A 16,969-nucleotide genomic window follows, 5' to 3' on the forward strand; every position below is an offset into this window, starting at 1 on the left:
CACCAGTTCCTCCCCCGCCTCACCCGCCCCAGGCCCGGCACCCAGTCGCCCGCGCGCGACACGTACGACCTGCTCGCCCAGCGCCTCAAGGACGGCGCGCCCGCGGGAAGGTGGGACCAGCGGCTGGCGCGGCTGCGCGCGGTGGAGGCCGCCCTGACCGCCGGGGACACGCGGGGCGCCACCACGCTGACGGAGGACCTGCTCCGCTACCACTCCGCCAACCCGCTCACGCCCGCGCAGGAGCTGCCCTTCCTGCTGCTCGCGGTGGAGCGCCTGAAGCGGGGCCCCGCCACCATGCCGCTGGTCCGGGCGCTCTTGCGCGAGGGCCTGCCGGAGGACTTCGGCGGCTTCGCGCGCGGAGCGGGGCTCCAGCGCGATTTGCTGAGGGACCGCTCCCACTTCACCCAGACGGACTTCGACTTCCTCCACGAGCGCATCGTCTGGCTGAGCACCACCCTGGGAGAGCCCGTCGACGACTTCATCGACCGGGCGACCGAGGTGGGCGCCGGCATGCTGATTACGCCCGACGGGCTGGAAGGCCCCATCCTGCTGGGCGAGCAGTGGTACCTGGAGCAGCGGGGCGAGGCGATGTACGGCATCGCCGTGGACGTGAACGCGCTCCTGCGTCCCATCGCCGACGACATGCGCGCGCGCCGCCTCTTCGACGCGGACGGCCGGCTGCGGCTCAAGCCCGGGGGCCCCATCCAGCCCATCCACGCGGTGCGGCTGGAGGTGGACATGCCCCAGTGGGCCCGCGCGGAGGCGGACATCGAGGCGCGCTACGGCCTCAAGACGGTGCTGGTGGCCGTGTGCGGCTTCCTCGCCGTGGCCATCTTCGCGCTGTCGCTGGTGTCGCAGCAGCGCAAGTACCGCTACCTGGAGCTGAAGAGCGACTTCGTGGCCACCGTCTCCCATGAATTGCGCACGCCGCTGGCCTCCATCCGCCTGCTCGGCGAGACGCTGGAGCGCAAGCTGTCCCAGTCCCCGGAGGTGCGGGACTACCCGCTGCGCATCGTCCAGGCCGCGGACGGGCTCCACTTCCTCGTGGAGAACATCCTGTCCTTCAACCGCATCGACAAGGGCCGCTGGAAGCTGCGGACCTCGCGCATGCGGCTGGAGGAGCTGGTGAATCCGCTGCGTGACGACCTGGCCAGCGCCACCACCGTGCCGCTGGAGCTGACCACCGACCTGGGCGACGCCGAGCTGGAGGCCGACCCGTCCCTGCTCCGGCTGCTCTTCGCCAACCTGGGCCGCAACGCGTGTGCCTACAATCGGCGCAACCCGGTGGTCATCTCCATCCAGGCCCAGGTGATTCCCGGCCACTTCTGCACCGTGCTCTTCAAGGACAACGGCATCGGAATCCCCGTGGCCGAGTGGGAGAACGTCTTCCAGGACTTCTACCGGCTGACCCAGCCCGGACCGGAAGTGCATGGCAGTGGCCTGGGGCTGGCACTGTGCCGGAAGATCATGAGGCTTCACGGCGGCGACATCCAGGTAGCATCCTCCGGGCCGGAGGGCACCACGTTCGCCCTGACCTTCCTCGAGCCGCAGCAACAATGACGACCGCGACCCCGCCTCCTTCCACCCGCCCCACCGTGCTCATCGTCGAGGACGACGCGCACCTGCGCATCGGCCTGCGCGACAACCTGCAGGACGAAGGCTACGCGGTGTCCGAGGCCCCGTCCGCCCGTGACGCCGAGCCGCTTTTGCGCGAGCGCGAGTTCGACCTGCTCATCCTGGACGTGATGCTGCCGGGCGAGGACGGCTACAGCTTCTGCCGCCGGCTGCGCAGCCAGGGCGTGAAGAGCATGGTGCTGATGCTCACCGCGCGTTCGCTGGAGGACGACATCCTCCGCGGCTTCGAGGCGGGCGCGCAGGACTACCTCACCAAGCCCTACCGGCTGCGGGAGCTGCTCGCCCGGGTGCGCGCGCTGGTGCGCCGGGCCGGCACGCCCCCGCCCCAGGTGATGACGTTCAGCGGCTTCACGCTGGATTTGGGCCGGCGCGCGGTGACGCGGCCGGACGGCACGGACGTGGAGCTGACGCGCACCGAGTTCGACCTGCTGGCCTTCCTGCTGCGCCACAAGGACCGGGCCCTGCCCCGGGGAGAAATCCTGGACGCGGTGTGGGGCCGGGACGTGGTGGTGGACCCGCGCACGGTGGACAACTTCGTCTCCAGCCTGAAGAAGAAGCTCGGCTGGACGAGCGCCTCCGGCTTCAGCATCCACACCATCCGCGGCGTCGGCTACCGGCTGGAAGTCCTCTCCTCGCCTTGACGGAACGATGACGAAGCGATGGCCGGACCCCGGCCATTCCACTTTCGTGACTGCGTAGGGTGACTCCAGCTGGGACGAAGCACTCCGAGTTCCGGAGCGCACGTCCGGAGGGGAGCCATCCGGAGATGTTCAATTCAGTCATGGAGCGGCAGCGGGCGGGACGTCTGGGCGCGGGTGTCTGGTTGTCCATTGGCGTGCATGCGGCGGTGTTCGTGGCGGTGCTCTTCATCTCCGCCCGGCCTCCTCCGCCCGCGCCCGAGCCGGACCCGTTCGAGGGGCGTCCCTGGGTGGTGCCGATGTCGCCGGCAGCGCCCCAGGGGACTCCGGCGCCCGCGCAGCCGAAGCAGGCCGTGAAGCCACGGACCCGCCGGGACACGGCGCCGCGGCAGGTGCAGGCGCTCCCCGCCGAGCCGCTTCCCGCCGAGCCCGATGCGACTTCGTCCCTCACGGACGAGCAGGCGGCGTCCAGTGATGACGGGGCCACCGGACACCCCGCGGGGTCGACGGATTGTCCCCCGGTGGATGGGCCCATCGGCGTCACGGACGTCCTGATGGACCAGCTCGTGTCGTCGTACTCACAGACGGAGGAGCTCCACCCCTTCGGTCCGGGAATGACGCCGCCAGTGATGTTGGGAGGCCAGCCCATCGCGTACACGCCGGGGGCGCTCGCGGCCGGCGTGGAGGGCACGCTCGTCGCCAAGTGCACCATCACGGTGGACGGGCAGGTGAAGGACTGCCGCGTCATCAAGGGTCTGCCGCACATGAACGAGGCCGTGCTGGAGTCCCTCCACAGCCGGCGCTACCGCCCGGTGACGTACCAGGGCCGCCCCGTGAGCGTGTCCTATAGCTTCACCGTCAAGCTCAAGCTGCCGAGGTAGGCCGGCGGCGGGCGCGGGGGCGGCCGGGCAGACGTCATGACAGAACCATGACCATGTGATGGCCGTCCCTCCGCCCTTGCGGGACTCGCGGTGCCCACAATGACATCCAACGGGGCAAGACACACCGAGCCCCGAGCACGTGTGTCGAGGAGGGATTCCGGCATGGGTGAGTCAGCCACCGGACGACGAGCGTTGTCCAGGGGAGGCCGCGTGGCCCTGTTCGTCGCGGTGTCGCTCCTCTGTGCGCACCCCGCGCGGGCGACGACTCCCGGCGAGGGCGACTCCGATGACACCTCCCCCGTGTTCGAGGGTTTCCTCTGCTTCCCACCCATGACGCCTCCCAAGCTGTTGGAGGGTCCGCCCATCGAGTACACCCCCGAGGCCATCGCGGCGGGCGCGAAGGGAACCCTGATTGCGAAGTGTGTCATCACCCGCGAGGGTCGGATCCGGGACTGCGAGGTCATCAAGGGTGTGGAGCCCATGAATGACGTCGTCGTGAAGGCTCTACAGGCCCGGCGCTACACGCCGGTGATGTTCCAGGGCACGCCGGTGGAGGTGAAATACACTTTCACCGTCCGGCTCACGCCAGCGAAGTAGCGTCCCGACTCCGCCCATCCACGATGTCTGCCCAAGGCCGCCCTCCCCCGCTCACCCGGGTTGGAGGGCGGTGCTGTTTCACGGTGACAGTCATTGAAGCAAGCGAGCAACCCTCATGACAAAACCGTGACCAACACATGGACAACTCACCGCCATATCGCGATTGCGAATCCGTAATTTGAATCGTGCGTGGATGGGGCGCTCCAAAGCCAGCCCACGTCGGTGCCGGTCCGTGAGGTGCGGACGTCACCGGGGGCGCCCTTCCTTGGAGGAGCAGCCGCTATGTTCAAGTCGGTCATCGAGCCGAAGCGAGCAGGACGTCTTGGCGCGGGAATGTGGGTGTCTTTCGGGGTGCACGCGGCGCTGTTCGTGGGGGTGCTCTTCATCTCCGCCCGCCCCTCGGAGCCGCCCCCCGAGCCCGACAAGGAATACATCCTCAAGCTGGCCCAGGGCCCCAACCTGGCCAAGGGGACTCCGGCTCCCGCCGGGCCGAAGCCCACCACGCCTCCCAAGCCGCGTCCTCCCAAGAGGGACCGCATCCCCACGCAGGTGCAGCCGCTGCCCGCGGACCCGACGCCCGTGGAGCCCGACCCCGCGCCGACCAGCTCTGGCGACACCGAGGAGACGGCGCACACGGGGGGCGAAGGCATCGTGGGCGGCCACCCGGATGGTGACCCGAACAGCACGGCCATCGGCGTGCCGCTCATCCCCGGCCTCACGGGAGGCGGCGAGGGTGGCACGGGCACGGAGGTCCTCCCCTTCGGCTCGGGCATGACGCCGCCGGTGCTCGTGGGCGGGCAGAACATCGACTACACGCCCGAGGCCCGCGTGGCCCGCGTGGAGGGCACGCTCATCGCCAAGTGCGTCATCGCCGTGGACGGCACCGTGCGCGACTGCCGCATCATCAAGGGCCTGGCGCACATGGACGCCGCCGTGGTGGATGCCCTCCACAGCCGCCGCTACCGGCCGGTGACGTTCCAGGGCCGGCCCGTGAGCGTGTCCTACGTCTTCACCATCCGGCTCAAGCTGCCGCGTTAGGCTCTGTCTGATGGATGCGTTCGCGCCGGTTGTTGCCTTGGCGGGCCGGTGTGATGCGCCAAAACTTGAACGGGCGGAGTCACGGAACCGGGCCAGGCGCATTTGACCCGGTCGCCCCGCCGGCCGACAAAGGCGAAGAGGTGGCCGGAGGAGACGTCCTCGCCCCAGCCGGTACGCACCCCCAGCAATCTCACCGGATTGCTGGGCTTTTTCTTTGGCCGCGTGGCCTCATGTGCCCTCAGTGTGCCCCTCCAGCGTCTCTGCCCGGTGCGGCGTGGAGCTGGGGCACGGGCCGGTCGAGCTGCTGCACCGCCTGGCTGTGCGCCACGCCGTTGGAGGGGCCGTGCAGGCGTGGCTCACAGCCACCAGCGAGGACGAGCACCAGGAGCCACCCGGTGCTCCGGACTAGAGGTTGGGCACCCAAAGTTCGCCCGACAGGACCAGCGGGCGGTCCTGGGCATCGAGTTCCAGCTGTCCCGCTCCCTCGTAATTCGTGCCCACGAAGACGCCGGACAGGTCGTCCCATGCCGAGCCCGTCCAGCGCAGGGCCTGGAGGGACTTCGCGTCGCCCTCGACCGGGCCCACCAGGACGACGGGCGCGCCCGTGGTGTCCAGCCGGAGCCTGTCGAACTGGTTGACGCCCTCCAGGTGGGCGAGCGGAGTCCAGGCGCCCTGCTCGAGGCGCACCAGGCGCAGGGTGGTGCCTTCCAACCAGGCCACCACCGGCCGCCCCACGGCATCCAACTCCAGGGCGAAGCGCGAAGCAGGCGTCGGGCCGCCCGTCGAGACCGGCCCGGCCACGGACTCCCAGGCCAGACCCGTCCAGCGCAGCACCTGCAAGGTGGTGCCCTCGGGGGCCACGGGCTGCTCGACGAGCGCGACGACGGGGGTGCCGTCCTCGCCCATGGCGAACGCCGCGACCGGGTTATCCAGCGTCCCCAGGGGGGACCAGGCGCCGTCCTGCCAGCGCTGCACGTGCGGCATCCTCTTCCAGCGGGTTCCGTCCCACACGGTCTGCGTCCAGGCCATCACGGGAGCGCCCGTGGCGTCCAGGTGCAGGCCGACGAGGCTCGCGTCCACGAGCTTCGGCCCCAGGGGCTCCCAGGCCGAGCCCGTCCAGCGCTGCACGGTGAGGGCATTGTGAAAGCCCGAGTGGAACGTGCCCCAGTTCTGATCCAGGGCCAGCACCGGCTGGCCCGCGCCATCGAACCGAAGCGCGGTCCGGTAGTTGCCGGGGGCATAGTCCGCGGGGCCGGCGGCGCGCTGGGCCAGCGGCTCCCAGGCCGAGCCCGTCCACCGGAAGAGCTGCACGTCCGGCCAGAGGTCCACCAGTCGCGCCACCACGGGGAATCCCGCGGGGTCGAGCGCCATCCCGCGCGCGTCGCGACCAAGGATGGCGGGGGCCCCCACGCTCAACAGCCGGGGGACGCGCCACGTCCAGGGCTGCTCGGGCAGCACGAGCGCGTTGCCCGCCGGATCGGTGAGGCCCGCGTCCAGATGCAGTGTCAGGGCGGCCGGCGCGGTGAGCGCCGCGGGCTTCACCTTGAGCACGGTGTTCGCCTCTTCGAGGGTCCAGGTGGCCTCCACCGGCTTGCCATCACGCTCGAGCCGCACCGTCTCGCGCGTGAAGGACTCCGGACGCATCGCCTCGGAGAAGCGCACCTCGAGGGTCGCGTGCACGGAGACGTTGGTGTTTCCCGGCTCGGGCGTGCCTTGGATCGCCTGGGGCGCCGTCCGGTCCACGATCACCCGGTGGCCCAGGCTGAATGCCTCCTGGCGCGCGCGCCGGGCGCGCGCGGTGAGCACGTACATGCCCTCGGGCAGCGCGCGCGTGTCCCACTCATAGGTGTACGGGGCGGACAGCGGGGCGAGCAGCGCGCCATCCACCAGCAGCTCGATCTCTTCGGGCTGTCCGGTGCTCGTCACCTGGACGGTCACGGTGTCGCGGGTGGACGTGGCGTCTTCGGGGGTGACAAGGGTCACGCTCAGTCCGCGTGGATTATCACAGCCACCAGCGAGGACGAGCAGCAGGAGCAGCCAGGAGTGGGAGAATCGCATGCCCGCGACTCTAATGCATTCCCATACGCTCCGTTTCAGGAAGTTGCCTTTTGAAATCGATCGCCTAAGGGATATCCCCGATCCTGGCGTGAAGCCATTGCATGGCATGTCTGGATTTCACTGTTTTCGGGAAAACCACACGACCTGACATGGACGAGGAAGACAACCTGGACGCGGGGCGTGCTGGAGCTCGACCGTTTTCATCCAGCCCCAAATCTCCTCGGTTCGTCTTCGTGCCCGTTGACGCAGCCTCCTGCTAGAGGTCGTAGCTCCCCGCCCGCGCCACGGGGACCAGCACGTGCTCCAGCACGTAGGTCTTGAGGCGCTGGCGGGAGGACTCCTCCATGGTGAGCACGAGCTGGGGGTGCACGCGGGCCCCCACCTCGAAGAGCACGGCCTCCAGCAACATGCCGTCCTGGGCAATGACATACAGCCGGTCCAGCGTGGGGTCCGACGACTCCGTCTTCCCCTGCTCCTTCTGGCCGATGTGGACGGCGAGCGCGGAGCCCAGGCACTCCAGTTCCTCCACGGAGGTGAAGTGCTCCTTGGTGGTGCCGGTCATCTCCTGACGGTGTGACGGCTCGCCCAGCCACAAGGCCTTGCAGTTGGCGAAGGCGAGCCACGCCGGGTCGTGGTCCGGGTCGAACTGGATGGAGATGCCCTGGGGCGTGCGCTCCGCGTAGCCACGGGGGACGATGGCGTCCTCGTTGATGACCAGCCCCAGGCTCGCGTTGTTGCGGAAGAACTGGCGGATGACGGGGTAGCGCGGGTTGAGCGTCAGGCACATGGCCCACGCCTCCAGCGCCTCGTCGTAGCGCTCCAGTTGCACGAGCGCGTTGCCCAGGAAGAACCACGAGCGGTGGTCATTCGGGTTGATGGCAAGCGCCTTGCGGTAGTGCCCCAGCGCGGTGCCCGGGTCGCCGGCGAAGTAGGCCGCGTCGCCCCGGAATATCCATGCGACGTAGCAGTCCGGGCAGACCTCGGTGGCGCGGGTGTAGAGCTTCGCGGCCTCGTCGTAGCGCTTCGCCTGGAAGTGGGGCTCGGCCTCGTCGTACAGCGCCTTCGCCTGGGGGTTCTCCGGCCAGGGCTGGATGACGCGCTCGCCGCCCCGCACCACCACGCGCGGGTAGTCCACGGCCTTCACGCGCTGGGGCCACAGCGCGTCCGCCCAGCCTCCCGGCGGCGAGTCCTTGCCCTCCACGGAGTAGGCGACCTGGGAGTCCTCCAGGCGCTTCAGGATTTGCTGCGGGGTGAGGTAGCGCGGCGACTCCGGTGTGGCGCTCGGAGCGGAAGCCGGGGGCGGAGGAGCCTCCGCGGGCGCGGCGGCGGCGGGCTTCGACTTCGGCGTGGAGGCACAGCCCAGGACGAGCACGCAGCCAAGGACGAGGAGTGAGCGGCGCAAGCGGAGGGCCTTTCAGTGGAAGCAGCCCTCCCAGTCTACGCCTCCGGACCTGGGTCAGCGCGCACCCGAAATGAAAAGACACGACCTGTCGCGGTGCGCCTCGTTTCTCCTGTGTGGCGGAGAGTACGGTCCTCTCCGATTCACGGCCGTAGAGGCACACACAGGAGGAGTCATGCGGAAGCAGGTCATGAAGCGAGGCGGCACGCTGGCGCTCGTGGTCGGGAGCATGCTGGCCTGGGGCTGTGGTGGCGAGCTGGAGCCCATGGTGGACGACGCGCCCACGGAAGCGATGGCGGCGCGGTGTGCCACGGAGCAGCCCACGGAGGTGAACCCTGGCGCGGAGCGCTCCGTGCGGGCGATGCGGCTGCCGGGCTCGGTGCGCGTGCCCACGTACGTGCACGTGCTCCGGAGCGGGACGGGGTTGTCGAACGGGGACGTCCCGGACTCGATGGTGTTCGAGCAGCTGAACGTGCTCAACACGGCGTTCCGCGACACGCCCTTCTACTTCGAGCTGCAGACCATCACGCGGACCACCAACTCGACGTGGTTCCTGATGTCTCCGGGCAGCACGGCGGAGCGGAACGCGAAGACCACGCTGCGCCGGGGCGGCAAGGAGTCGCTCAACCTGTACACGGCGCGGCCCGGCGGCGGGCTGCTCGGGTGGGCCACATTCCCCGCCAGCTACGCTGGCAATCCGAAGAACGACGGCGTGGTGATGCTGTACACGACGCTGCCGGGCGGCACGGCGGCGCCATACAACGAGGGCGACAGCACCGTGCACGAGGTGGGGCACTGGCTCGGGCTGAGCCACACGTCCACGGGCTGCACGTCGGATGACGGCGTGGCGGATACGCCGCTGGCGATGCCCGCCTCCGTTTGCGCCGACGGGCGGGACACCTGCGTGTCCCCGGGCCTGGACCCGATTCACAACTACATGGGCAGCATGGACGACGCCTGCATCTACGAGTTCACCCCGGGACAGGCCGCGCGCATGGACAACCAGGCGCTGATGTATCGCTGAGCGCTGGGACGTGAGGGCCGGGCGGGCCTTCGTGCCCGCTCGCCTTCAGCTCATGGCCACCCGGACGGGACCTGCCGCTTGCTTTGCTCCGTTGAAAGAAGCACACTTCACCGCCAGTGAAATAAAATGACGGCTCAACGCAGGGGGCAAACATGAGAATGCCTTGGTGGCTTGTCTTCGGAGGAGCGAGTCTCGTTCTGTCTGGGTGCGGCGGACCGGCGACTTCAGACATGCCAGTCGATACCGTGGATGACCAGGAGGTCTCCGCCATGGCCACGTGCTCGGTCTCCCCGGGTAGGCCCTACATCTGGTGGAGCAACAACGTGAAGTACGTGCGCACGGATATCAGCGCGACGTGCTCGCCGGCCGTCAGCTATATCCGGGTGGTCGGAGGACTCCGCGGGCCCAATCCAGGCACCGCCGAGTGGCGGTGTCCGGCGAGCGGGTCTGGCACCATCACGTCCTGCCCTGGATACGTCATCCGAGCCTACAGCGCCGGTTGCTGGTATGGGGAGGCGAGCGGCTACGCTCCCAATTGGGAATCCTACGTGCGCAATCCGGCATATCCCAACTGCGTGTCACTCTAGGCAAGGGCGCACCCGAAATGAGGCCCCGTCGGGGCGCATGGCTCAGGCGGGGCCCCCATCAACCCTGTATGACGATCCGGTCCGGAGACCCGGTGCTCAGGATGCCGGGTTTGTTTTTATAGATTTGATACAGGAGCTCCGAGAACTCGCGCCCTTCCGGGGGGATGCAAGTGGAGAGGTCGCAGTTCTCGAAGGTCACGAAGTCGCCCAGGATGGCCTTGGAGAAGTCCACTTCCCGCAGCGGGGGGTGGCCTGTCGACTTCTTGTGATACAGGCCGTTGAAGGTGGAGTCTTCAATCTTCCCGATGAACCTGCAGCGCGAGAAGGATGCGTCGTTGAAGTTGACGCCCTTGAGCTTGCAGTGGTCGAAATCGCAGTTCTCGAAGTGCGGATATTCGAAGTGCCGGCCGGTGAAGTTGCACTTCTTGAATTGGCAGCCTTCGAACAAGCCGCCTTCGGCGCCGACGCTGATACGCCTGAAATCGAACCCGGTGAAGGTGCAGTCGCGAAAGTCGCAGCCGAAGAAGGCGAGATTGCCGGGTGTCCCCTTCTCGAAGAGGCAGTTCTTGAAGGTGGAGTTGATGAAGAAGACGCCCGTGAAATCCGTGCCGGAGAAGTCGAAGGACTCGAATTCTTCGTCGCTGAATCGGGTCGGGGACTCCCACCTGAATTTGAAAAATCTCTTGTCCATGTTCGTAGCCGGGCTCCACCGTACTCCCGGCGAGTGTCACCGCCCAGGGTGCTCTCTCGCCGTCCCTGGCGCCGGGAGGCCGGGTGCCCATCTTGTCGTGAATCGCATGACGTGATGCCCCTGGGTGCAATTCATGGGTTGGCGGGCATGGCGGTCTGCTCCCTCCATGCCCGTCATCATTCGTGGCCGCCGCGTCATGTTCCTCCAGTCCCAGCCGGGAGACGGGCCCAAGCCCCCGAAGAAACCTCCCTGCGAGTACTGCGGGAAGCCGGGGCATCCCTTCGCACCGGAGTGGGGCAGCCACATCGGCAACTCGATGTGGCTCAGCGAGGCCATCCTGAACGGGCGGGAGCCGGAGACGCACGACTGGTACACGGGGCGCTGGTCCATCGCCGCGCACCACCTCATCTGCTCCGAGGCGATGGCGGACGACGAGAGGTGGGCGCGGCTCTGCCGTGAGTTCGGCTATGACATCAACCGCGCGGAGAACGGCGTGATGTTGCCCTCTCGGATGGACGCTGCCTGCGAGCTCCATGTCCCGGTCCACCGCGGAAACCACGCTCACGGCTGGGCCCTCGACCTGGACATGGCGTACCCGGACGCAGTGAAGGCCAAGTTGGCGCGCGTCGCGGAGTCCGTCGCGGAGGGGGCGTGCTGCGCCAATCCGCTCTCGCTCACCAGGAAGTTGGACAAGCTGAGCCATGACATCATGGGCAAGGTGGCGCGGGGGCAGTGGACGCTCAGCAGCGATGGCCTGGACTACCAGGAGGGCGGCGTCGGCTGCGCTGACGCCACCAGCATCCAGGACAAGCCTCGCCGGATGTGTACGCAGAAGCGGAAGCACGGCATCGTCCACGGGAAGACGGGCCGGCCGCTCGCCGCACGCCCCTTACAGGTGGGAGCGTAACCATGCAAACCGACTACTTCGTCCTAATGCGCGCACGCTCGCAGCAGCACCCGTTGCTGGCATGGGACCAGGACTCCCTCCCCTTTCTGAAGTCCAGGGCCGTCGAGGTACGCGAGCCGGTGCAACTCAAGCTGGGCGAGCCAGTGCCCAGCAAGCCCATCATGGTGGACCACCACAGCCTGCCGGCGCCGGTGGTGTCGCGACGCCTCATGGAGGCATTGGCGCAGCTCGAGCTTCCCGGCGTGCAGTGGGTCCCCGCGGACGTCCACGTGGGCGAGACGGTGCTGCGCTACTGGTTGGTCCACATGTGGAGGCGCATCTCGTGCGTGGACCGGGCGCGCTCGGTGCTCAGCCTCGACGAGGACGATGGGGGCGTGCTGGGCATCGACAAGCTCGTCTTGGACGAGGACGTGCTCGGCGCCGTGCCGCTAGAAGAACGGCTCGCCTTTCGCCTGGAGGAGGCAGTGGTGCACCTCTTCCACCGCAGCGTCGTGGACCGGGCGATGAGTCTCACACCACCACCGGTGGGACTGCGCTTCATCCCCGTGTCCGATTGGAACGACTCGGCCGGCTTCCGGTGATGGGGCCAGGAGCTGTGCGAGTTCAAACACCCTCTCCTGGAAGAGGGCGCTTAGCTCGGGGTGCTCCCTCGCCGTCCCTGGCGCCGGGAGGCCGGGTGCCCGTCTCCCATCGTGGAAAGGCTCGCGCGGGCAGGTGGGGCTCGTTAGTAGCGCAGACGCCGCTCCGGGCCACGGTGGCGGTACCGCGGGCCCGAGGACCCGGCCGCGGGTTCCCGGCCTTGGATGATGTCGAGCACCTGGTACGACGCGGTGGTGGTGGGCGCGGGCTTCGGCGGGCTCGCCACGGCGCTGGAGCTGACGCGACGGGGCGCTCGTGTCGCGCTGTGCGAGACGCTGAACTATCCCGGCGGCTGCGCCAGCACGTTCCGACGCGAGGGCCACGCCTTCGAGGCGGGCGCGACGCTGTTCTCCGGCTTCGAACCTCACCAGCTCTTCGGCCGCTGGATTCGCGAGCACAGCATGGCCGTGACGGTGGACTGGTTGGACCCCGTGGTGGAGCTGCGCACGCCGGAGCTGCGGCTGCCCGTGCACCGGGACCGGGCCCGCTTCATCGACTCGCTGTGCGCCCTGCCCGGCGCCCCCGTCTCCGGCATCCGGCGGCTGTTCGCCCTGCAGGCCCGCGTGGCCGGGGCGCTGTGGCCCCTGTTCGATGACCCGGACCTGCTACCGCCGCTCGACGTGAAGGCCCTGCTGCGCCACGCGGGCCGCGCCTTCCAGTACGCGCAGTTGCTGCGCTGGATGGGACGTCCCCTCGGCGCGGTGCTGGAGCACCTGGGCCTCTCGGGCTTCACACCGCTGCGCACGTACCTGGACGCGCTCTGTCAAATCACGGTGCAGTGCAGCGCCGGCGAGGCGGAGTCCCTCTTCGCGCTGGCGGCCATGGACTACTACTGGCGCGGCACGGGCCACGTGCGCGGCGGCATCGGCCGGCTGGCGGAGGCGCTGACCCGGGCCGTGGAGGCGGGAGGCGGCACGGTGCTGCTCGCCAACCGGGTGAAGTCGCTCACGCGGGTTCCAGGGGGCTGGAGCGTATCGTCGCGGAAAGGCGAGCTGCGCGCGCGACACGTGGTGGCCAACCTGCTGCCGCGCGGGGTGACGCGACTGCTGGGCCAGCCTCCCGAGCAGCTCCCCCGGCTGGGCGCGCTGTCCGAGCGCATCGAGGAGGGCTGGGGCGCGGCGATGCTGTACCTCGTGGTTCGGGCGCCGGAGCACGAGAACGGCAGCGCGCACCACCTGGAGCTGGTGCGGAACACGGGCGCACCCTTCATCGAGGGAAACCACCTGTTCATGTCCATCAGCGGCGCGGCGGACGAGGGCCGCGCACCCGCCGGGCACCGCACGGTGACGGTGTCCACGCATGTGCCGCTGAAGGCACTGGCGCGGATGACGTCGGAGGACCAGGGGCACTACCTGTCCGGCATCCAGACGCGCATGCACCAGGGCCTGGAGCAGCTCGCGCCCGAGTGGATGGCGGGACTGACGCACACGATGACGGCCTCACCGCGCACCTATCAGCGCTTCACGCAGCGCGAGGGCGGCGCGGTGGGCGGCGTGCCCCGACGCGCGGGGCTGGCCAACTACCGGAACCTCGGGCCCATGCAGGTGCTGGACGGACTGTGGCTGGTGGGGGACTCGGTGTTCCCCGGGCAGAGCACGTTGGCCACCGCGGTGGGCGGCGTGCGCACGGCCGCGAGCATCGCCGCCCGGAGCTGACGGTGGCGCGAGGCCTCCAAGCCGTTCGCCCGTTCAGTCCACAATGGCGCCGCAGGAGATGTTGACCTCCGTGGAGGTCATGGTGCGCGCCAGGTCCGACGCCACGAAGGCGGCCACGTTGCCCACGTCGGCCAGCGTCGCAACCCGCTTCAGCAGGGTGCCCTGCTGGATGCTCGCGGCGATCTCCTCCCTCCCGGCAAAAGACTCAGGGATGGACTCGGGGATGCCACCGGTCTTCAGGGTGACGACGCGGATGCCATGCTGCCCGAGTTCGCAGGCCCACTGACGGCGCAGGCCCTCGATGGCGTCGAGCGCGACCTTGAAGCCCCCCAGTCCGGGCAGTGTCTGGGGGCCAGAGCCGCCGAATGTCAGGATGACACCCGACTTGCGCTCGCGCATGTGCCGGGCGGCCGCGCGAATCGTCACGAAGTGCGTCCGCATGGCGATGGTGATGGGCTGGAGGAAGTCATCGACGGATATCTCCATCAGCGGCTTCTGGACGTCTCCGTACCCGATGACATCGAACGAGATGTCCACATGTCCGGCCCGCGTGACGACACTCTCGACATACGCGTCCACGGCCCGCTCATCGACGGCATCCACGACGGCGGTCTCCGCCACGCCGCCCTGGGCGCGAATGCCCTCGGCGACCGTGTCGAGCTTCGCCTGGGTCCGTCCCGCGAGGAAGACCCTGGCACCTTCGCGCGCGAAGGCACGGGCCACCGCGCCACCAATGGAACCGCCCGCGCCGTAAATCACGGCGACCTTGTTCTCCAGCAGCATGCCGCGTCCTCCAGAAGCGCTCCGAGGTAAGCCAGCAGCATCCCGTCGCGGACCACCCCTGTCGACTTCCGGCGACAGCCTCTCAGCTCAGGGCCCCCCGCGCCTCCACGGAGCCACCCACCGTAGGCGGCTCGGTGCGCGCGGACGCGGCCAGCTCCGCCAGGATGCGCACCGCCTCGCGCGCCGCCGCTTCCGGCCGCACGCTCGTGTCGGAGATGCCGGCAATCAGCCGGGTGATGTCGTGGTCCACGCGGCCCTGCTGCCCCCACGCCCGCGCCGACGGCGCGCTCAGGTACGCGGAGAACGCATGGTGCCCCGAGCCCGGCCGCTCGCCAATGACGTGCACCAGCGCCCGCGGCGCCGCCTCCTCCGTGTCCCCGAACAGCAGCTCGCCCACCTGGTAGCCCGCGCGCACGCGGCCGTACTTCACCACCAGGTGCTCGGGCGCCACGCTCCAGCCCGCCGCCGTCAGCTCGCGCCGCAGCTCCGTCAGGAACGGCAACAGGTGCCCCTCGTCCATCAGCGAGCGCGCATCCAGCCCGTCCGAGATGACAATCTGCGCGTCCCACTGCCCCGCCTGCCGCAGCCGCAGCAGCCGCACCGCCAGCTCCGACGCCCCGTCCAGCCGCTCGCCCGAGGGCGGGTGCAGGATGTAGTCGCGCCGGTCCTCCGAGCACGTCCGCAGCTCCACCACGTCCGGCAGCCGCGCCACCAGGTCCGCCGACAGCTCCGACCAGATGCCCGCCTTCGCGTCCTCGTACAGCGAGCGCAGCTCCCGCTCCAGCGACGGCTCCAGGTCCCAGACCTGCTCGCCGTGCCCCACCGCCAGCGGCACGCTGCGCTCGCGCACCGCCGCCATCTCGCGCTTCGCCTCCGCGAGCACCTCCGCGTCCGGGCGCGTGTCCCCCTTGCGCCGCCGGTACTGGAGGTACACCCACGCCGGGTCCCCGAAGTGCTCCGTGGGCCGGCCGCTCGCGTCGATGACGCCCAGCGCCTGGAAGAAGGCCCACATCCGGTCATCCACCTTGAGACCGAACTTCTCCCGCAGCCGCACGTGGTCCTGGAACGCCGTCGTCAGGTAGCTGAGCATCGGGTCGTTCCGCGTGGGCAGCGCCATCAGGTAGCCGGGGCCCGCCTGCGCCACCTGCTCCAGGCACCAGCCCAAGTCGTCCAGCGACACGTCCATGTGCAGCGTGGAGCACACGTCCAGGCCAATCATCAGCCCGTGCAGCTTGCCCATGACGATGTCTTCCAGGCAGCAGCGCACGAGCTGCTCGCGGGTGCGGAACACCTCCGGCCCGATGAAGCCCGCCACGTCATTCACATGCACCCACGGCTCCGGCGCCCGCCCCGCCCCGAGCTGCGCCAGCGCCACGCGCGCCTTCAGCGCCCGCGCGAAGCCGTACTTGCGCGACTCGTGGATGAGCATGTCGCAGCCGTAATGGTGCCCGTTCGTCGCGTCCGCGCCCTGCCCCGTCTCGAAGTACAGGCCGTACTTCCCGGTGCGCTGGGCCGCGTACGCCACCATCTTCTCGATGGTGACGTCGAAGGTGCGGTTGGCCGCCTCGTTGCCCGCGAGGCTCTGGAACCAGATGCCGGTGGTGCCCGGCTGCCGCGCCTCCACCTGCGCCTGCACGTCGATGTGCGACAGCACGCAGTGGGGCATCACCTCCGTCAGCCCGAAGGTGACGAGGATGTCGTGCAGCGCCGCCTCCACCGCCGCCACGGACGCGGGCACGGAGGACACCGGGTTGGTGCCCAGCACCACGTCCCCCACCGCGAAGGACCAGCCGTTGAACACCTGCCAGCGGATGTCGTCCGGGTGGTCCGTGGGCGAGTTGGGCTGGATGCGCGCCCCGAGGTAGCCCTTCGCCCCCAGCTTGCTGCCCGGCAGCGGGTGGAAGACGCGCGAGCCCACCGCCTTCAGCTCCGCGTCGCTCATCAGCTTCACGACACAGGCGATGACGTCGCTGCCCAGCCCTCCGAGGATGGCGTGGACCTCCGCCTCCGGCGCCGTCAGCAGGAAGCCCTTGAGCTGCCCCAGCGTCCACTCCGACAGCCGGGAGAGCCGCGCCACGTCCAGCCCCTCCAGCATGAAGACATGGAGCCGGTCCTCGAAGGGAGGATGTGCGTGCAGGTCGCCCAGCTTCGTACGCGACAGGAGCGCGCGGGCATTGGCGCGGGACGTCTCGTCCGCCGCGGCGATGCCGAGGGCCGCGTCACCCTCCTTGAACGCGTTGGCCGCGCCGAGCACCTGCTGGTACAGGCGCTGGTCGAAGAAACCCTGGACCCGGTGGATGTAGCCGAAGACGTCCTCGCCGGTGAGGACATCGCGGAGGCTCACGCTCATGGCGCCGGACAATGTATCCGGCGCCTCAATCCGGAAGCCATGCACGTGCGCCCCTGTTCGCTGCGAGACGCCCGCCCGGCCGTTCCG

15 protein-coding genes are annotated in these 16,969 nt (G+C 69.3%); 10 read left to right on the top strand and 5 right to left on the bottom strand.

Features of this window, described 5'->3' with window-relative positions; genetic code table 11:
- From HG543_RS15545 to HG543_RS15565, 5 genes are all read left to right on the top strand, one after another.
- Positions 1-1,560 (top strand): sensor histidine kinase (locus tag HG543_RS15545; RefSeq protein ID WP_169345547.1); only part of this gene is annotated, 1,560 nt, incomplete at its 5' end.
- On the top strand, positions 1,557-2,276 hold the full coding sequence (locus HG543_RS15550) for a response regulator transcription factor (protein WP_169345548.1): 720 nt from the start codon (positions 1,557-1,559) through the stop codon (positions 2,274-2,276). The genes HG543_RS15545 and HG543_RS15550, both read left to right, overlap by 4 nt.
- Positions 2,277-2,401: 125 nt before the next feature.
- A complete protein-coding gene (locus HG543_RS15555; RefSeq protein WP_169345549.1) occupies positions 2,402-3,154 on the top strand; it encodes an energy transducer TonB in 753 nt (250 codons plus the stop codon).
- A 210-nt stretch (positions 3,155-3,364) separates the two neighbouring features.
- Positions 3,365-3,751: an energy transducer TonB gene (locus tag HG543_RS15560; protein ID WP_343073365.1), complete on the top strand. Its 387-nt coding sequence runs from the start codon at positions 3,365-3,367 to the stop codon at positions 3,749-3,751.
- 282 nt (positions 3,752-4,033) lie between these two features.
- The gene (locus tag HG543_RS15565) at positions 4,034-4,789 is read left to right on the top strand and encodes an energy transducer TonB (RefSeq protein WP_169345551.1); all 756 of its coding nucleotides are present in this window, start codon (positions 4,034-4,036) and stop codon (positions 4,787-4,789) included.
- Between the two features lie 405 nt (positions 4,790-5,194).
- Here the strand turns inward: HG543_RS15565 and HG543_RS15570 are convergent, their stop codons facing one another.
- Positions 5,195-6,847 carry an Ig-like domain-containing protein gene (locus HG543_RS15570; protein WP_169345552.1) on the bottom strand — a complete coding sequence of 551 codons (1,653 nt, stop codon included), beginning with the start codon at positions 6,845-6,847 and terminating at the stop codon, positions 5,195-5,197.
- Positions 6,848-7,103: 256 nt separating this feature from the next.
- A complete protein-coding gene (locus tag HG543_RS15575; protein WP_169345553.1) occupies positions 7,104-8,249 on the bottom strand; it encodes a tetratricopeptide repeat protein in 1,146 nt (381 codons plus the stop codon).
- A 172-nt stretch (positions 8,250-8,421) separates the two neighbouring features.
- On the opposite strand from HG543_RS15575, the gene HG543_RS15580 reads away from it, so the two are divergent.
- Both HG543_RS15580 and HG543_RS15585 read left to right on the top strand, forming a co-directional pair.
- Positions 8,422-9,270 carry a zinc metalloprotease gene (locus HG543_RS15580; RefSeq protein WP_169345554.1) on the top strand — a complete coding sequence of 283 codons (849 nt, stop codon included), beginning with the start codon at positions 8,422-8,424 and terminating at the stop codon, positions 9,268-9,270.
- A gap of 230 nt (positions 9,271-9,500) precedes the next feature.
- The gene (locus tag HG543_RS15585) at positions 9,501-9,857 is read left to right on the top strand and encodes a hypothetical protein (RefSeq protein WP_169345555.1); all 357 of its coding nucleotides are present in this window, start codon (positions 9,501-9,503) and stop codon (positions 9,855-9,857) included.
- A 58-nt stretch (positions 9,858-9,915) separates the two neighbouring features.
- Here the strand turns inward: HG543_RS15585 and HG543_RS15590 are convergent, their stop codons facing one another.
- Positions 9,916-10,548 carry a pentapeptide repeat-containing protein gene (locus HG543_RS15590; protein ID WP_169345556.1) on the bottom strand — a complete coding sequence of 211 codons (633 nt, stop codon included), beginning with the start codon at positions 10,546-10,548 and terminating at the stop codon, positions 9,916-9,918.
- 166 nt (positions 10,549-10,714) lie between these two features.
- Here HG543_RS15590 and HG543_RS15595 point away from each other — a divergent pair, with 166 nt between their 5' ends.
- The 3 genes from HG543_RS15595 to HG543_RS15605 all read left to right on the top strand — a co-directional run bounded on the left by HG543_RS15595 (position 10,715) and on the right by HG543_RS15605 (position 13,749).
- On the top strand, positions 10,715-11,455 hold the full coding sequence (locus HG543_RS15595; RefSeq protein ID WP_169345557.1) for an AHH domain-containing protein: 741 nt from the start codon (positions 10,715-10,717) through the stop codon (positions 11,453-11,455).
- A 2-nt stretch (positions 11,456-11,457) separates the two neighbouring features.
- A complete protein-coding gene (locus HG543_RS15600; RefSeq protein WP_169345558.1) occupies positions 11,458-12,036 on the top strand; it encodes an imm11 family protein in 579 nt (192 codons plus the stop codon).
- A 222-nt stretch (positions 12,037-12,258) separates the two neighbouring features.
- Entirely contained in the window at positions 12,259-13,749 is a 1,491-nt protein-coding gene (locus tag HG543_RS15605) for a phytoene desaturase family protein (RefSeq protein WP_169345559.1), read from the top strand.
- A 33-nt stretch (positions 13,750-13,782) separates the two neighbouring features.
- Here the strand turns inward: HG543_RS15605 and HG543_RS15610 are convergent, their stop codons facing one another.
- Positions 13,783-14,532: an SDR family NAD(P)-dependent oxidoreductase gene (locus HG543_RS15610; protein ID WP_169345560.1), complete on the bottom strand. Its 750-nt coding sequence runs from the start codon at positions 14,530-14,532 to the stop codon at positions 13,783-13,785.
- Between the two features lie 82 nt (positions 14,533-14,614).
- Positions 14,615-16,882 carry an ethanolamine ammonia-lyase subunit EutB gene (gene eutB, locus HG543_RS15615; protein WP_169345561.1) on the bottom strand — a complete coding sequence of 756 codons (2,268 nt, stop codon included), beginning with the start codon at positions 16,880-16,882 and terminating at the stop codon, positions 14,615-14,617.
- Between the last annotated feature and the right edge of the window lie 87 nt (positions 16,883-16,969).

Origin of the sequence: Pyxidicoccus fallax (assembly GCF_012933655.1) — a bacterium.
In the GTDB taxonomy this organism is placed as follows: Bacteria; Myxococcota; Myxococcia; order Myxococcales; family Myxococcaceae; genus Myxococcus; species Myxococcus fallax.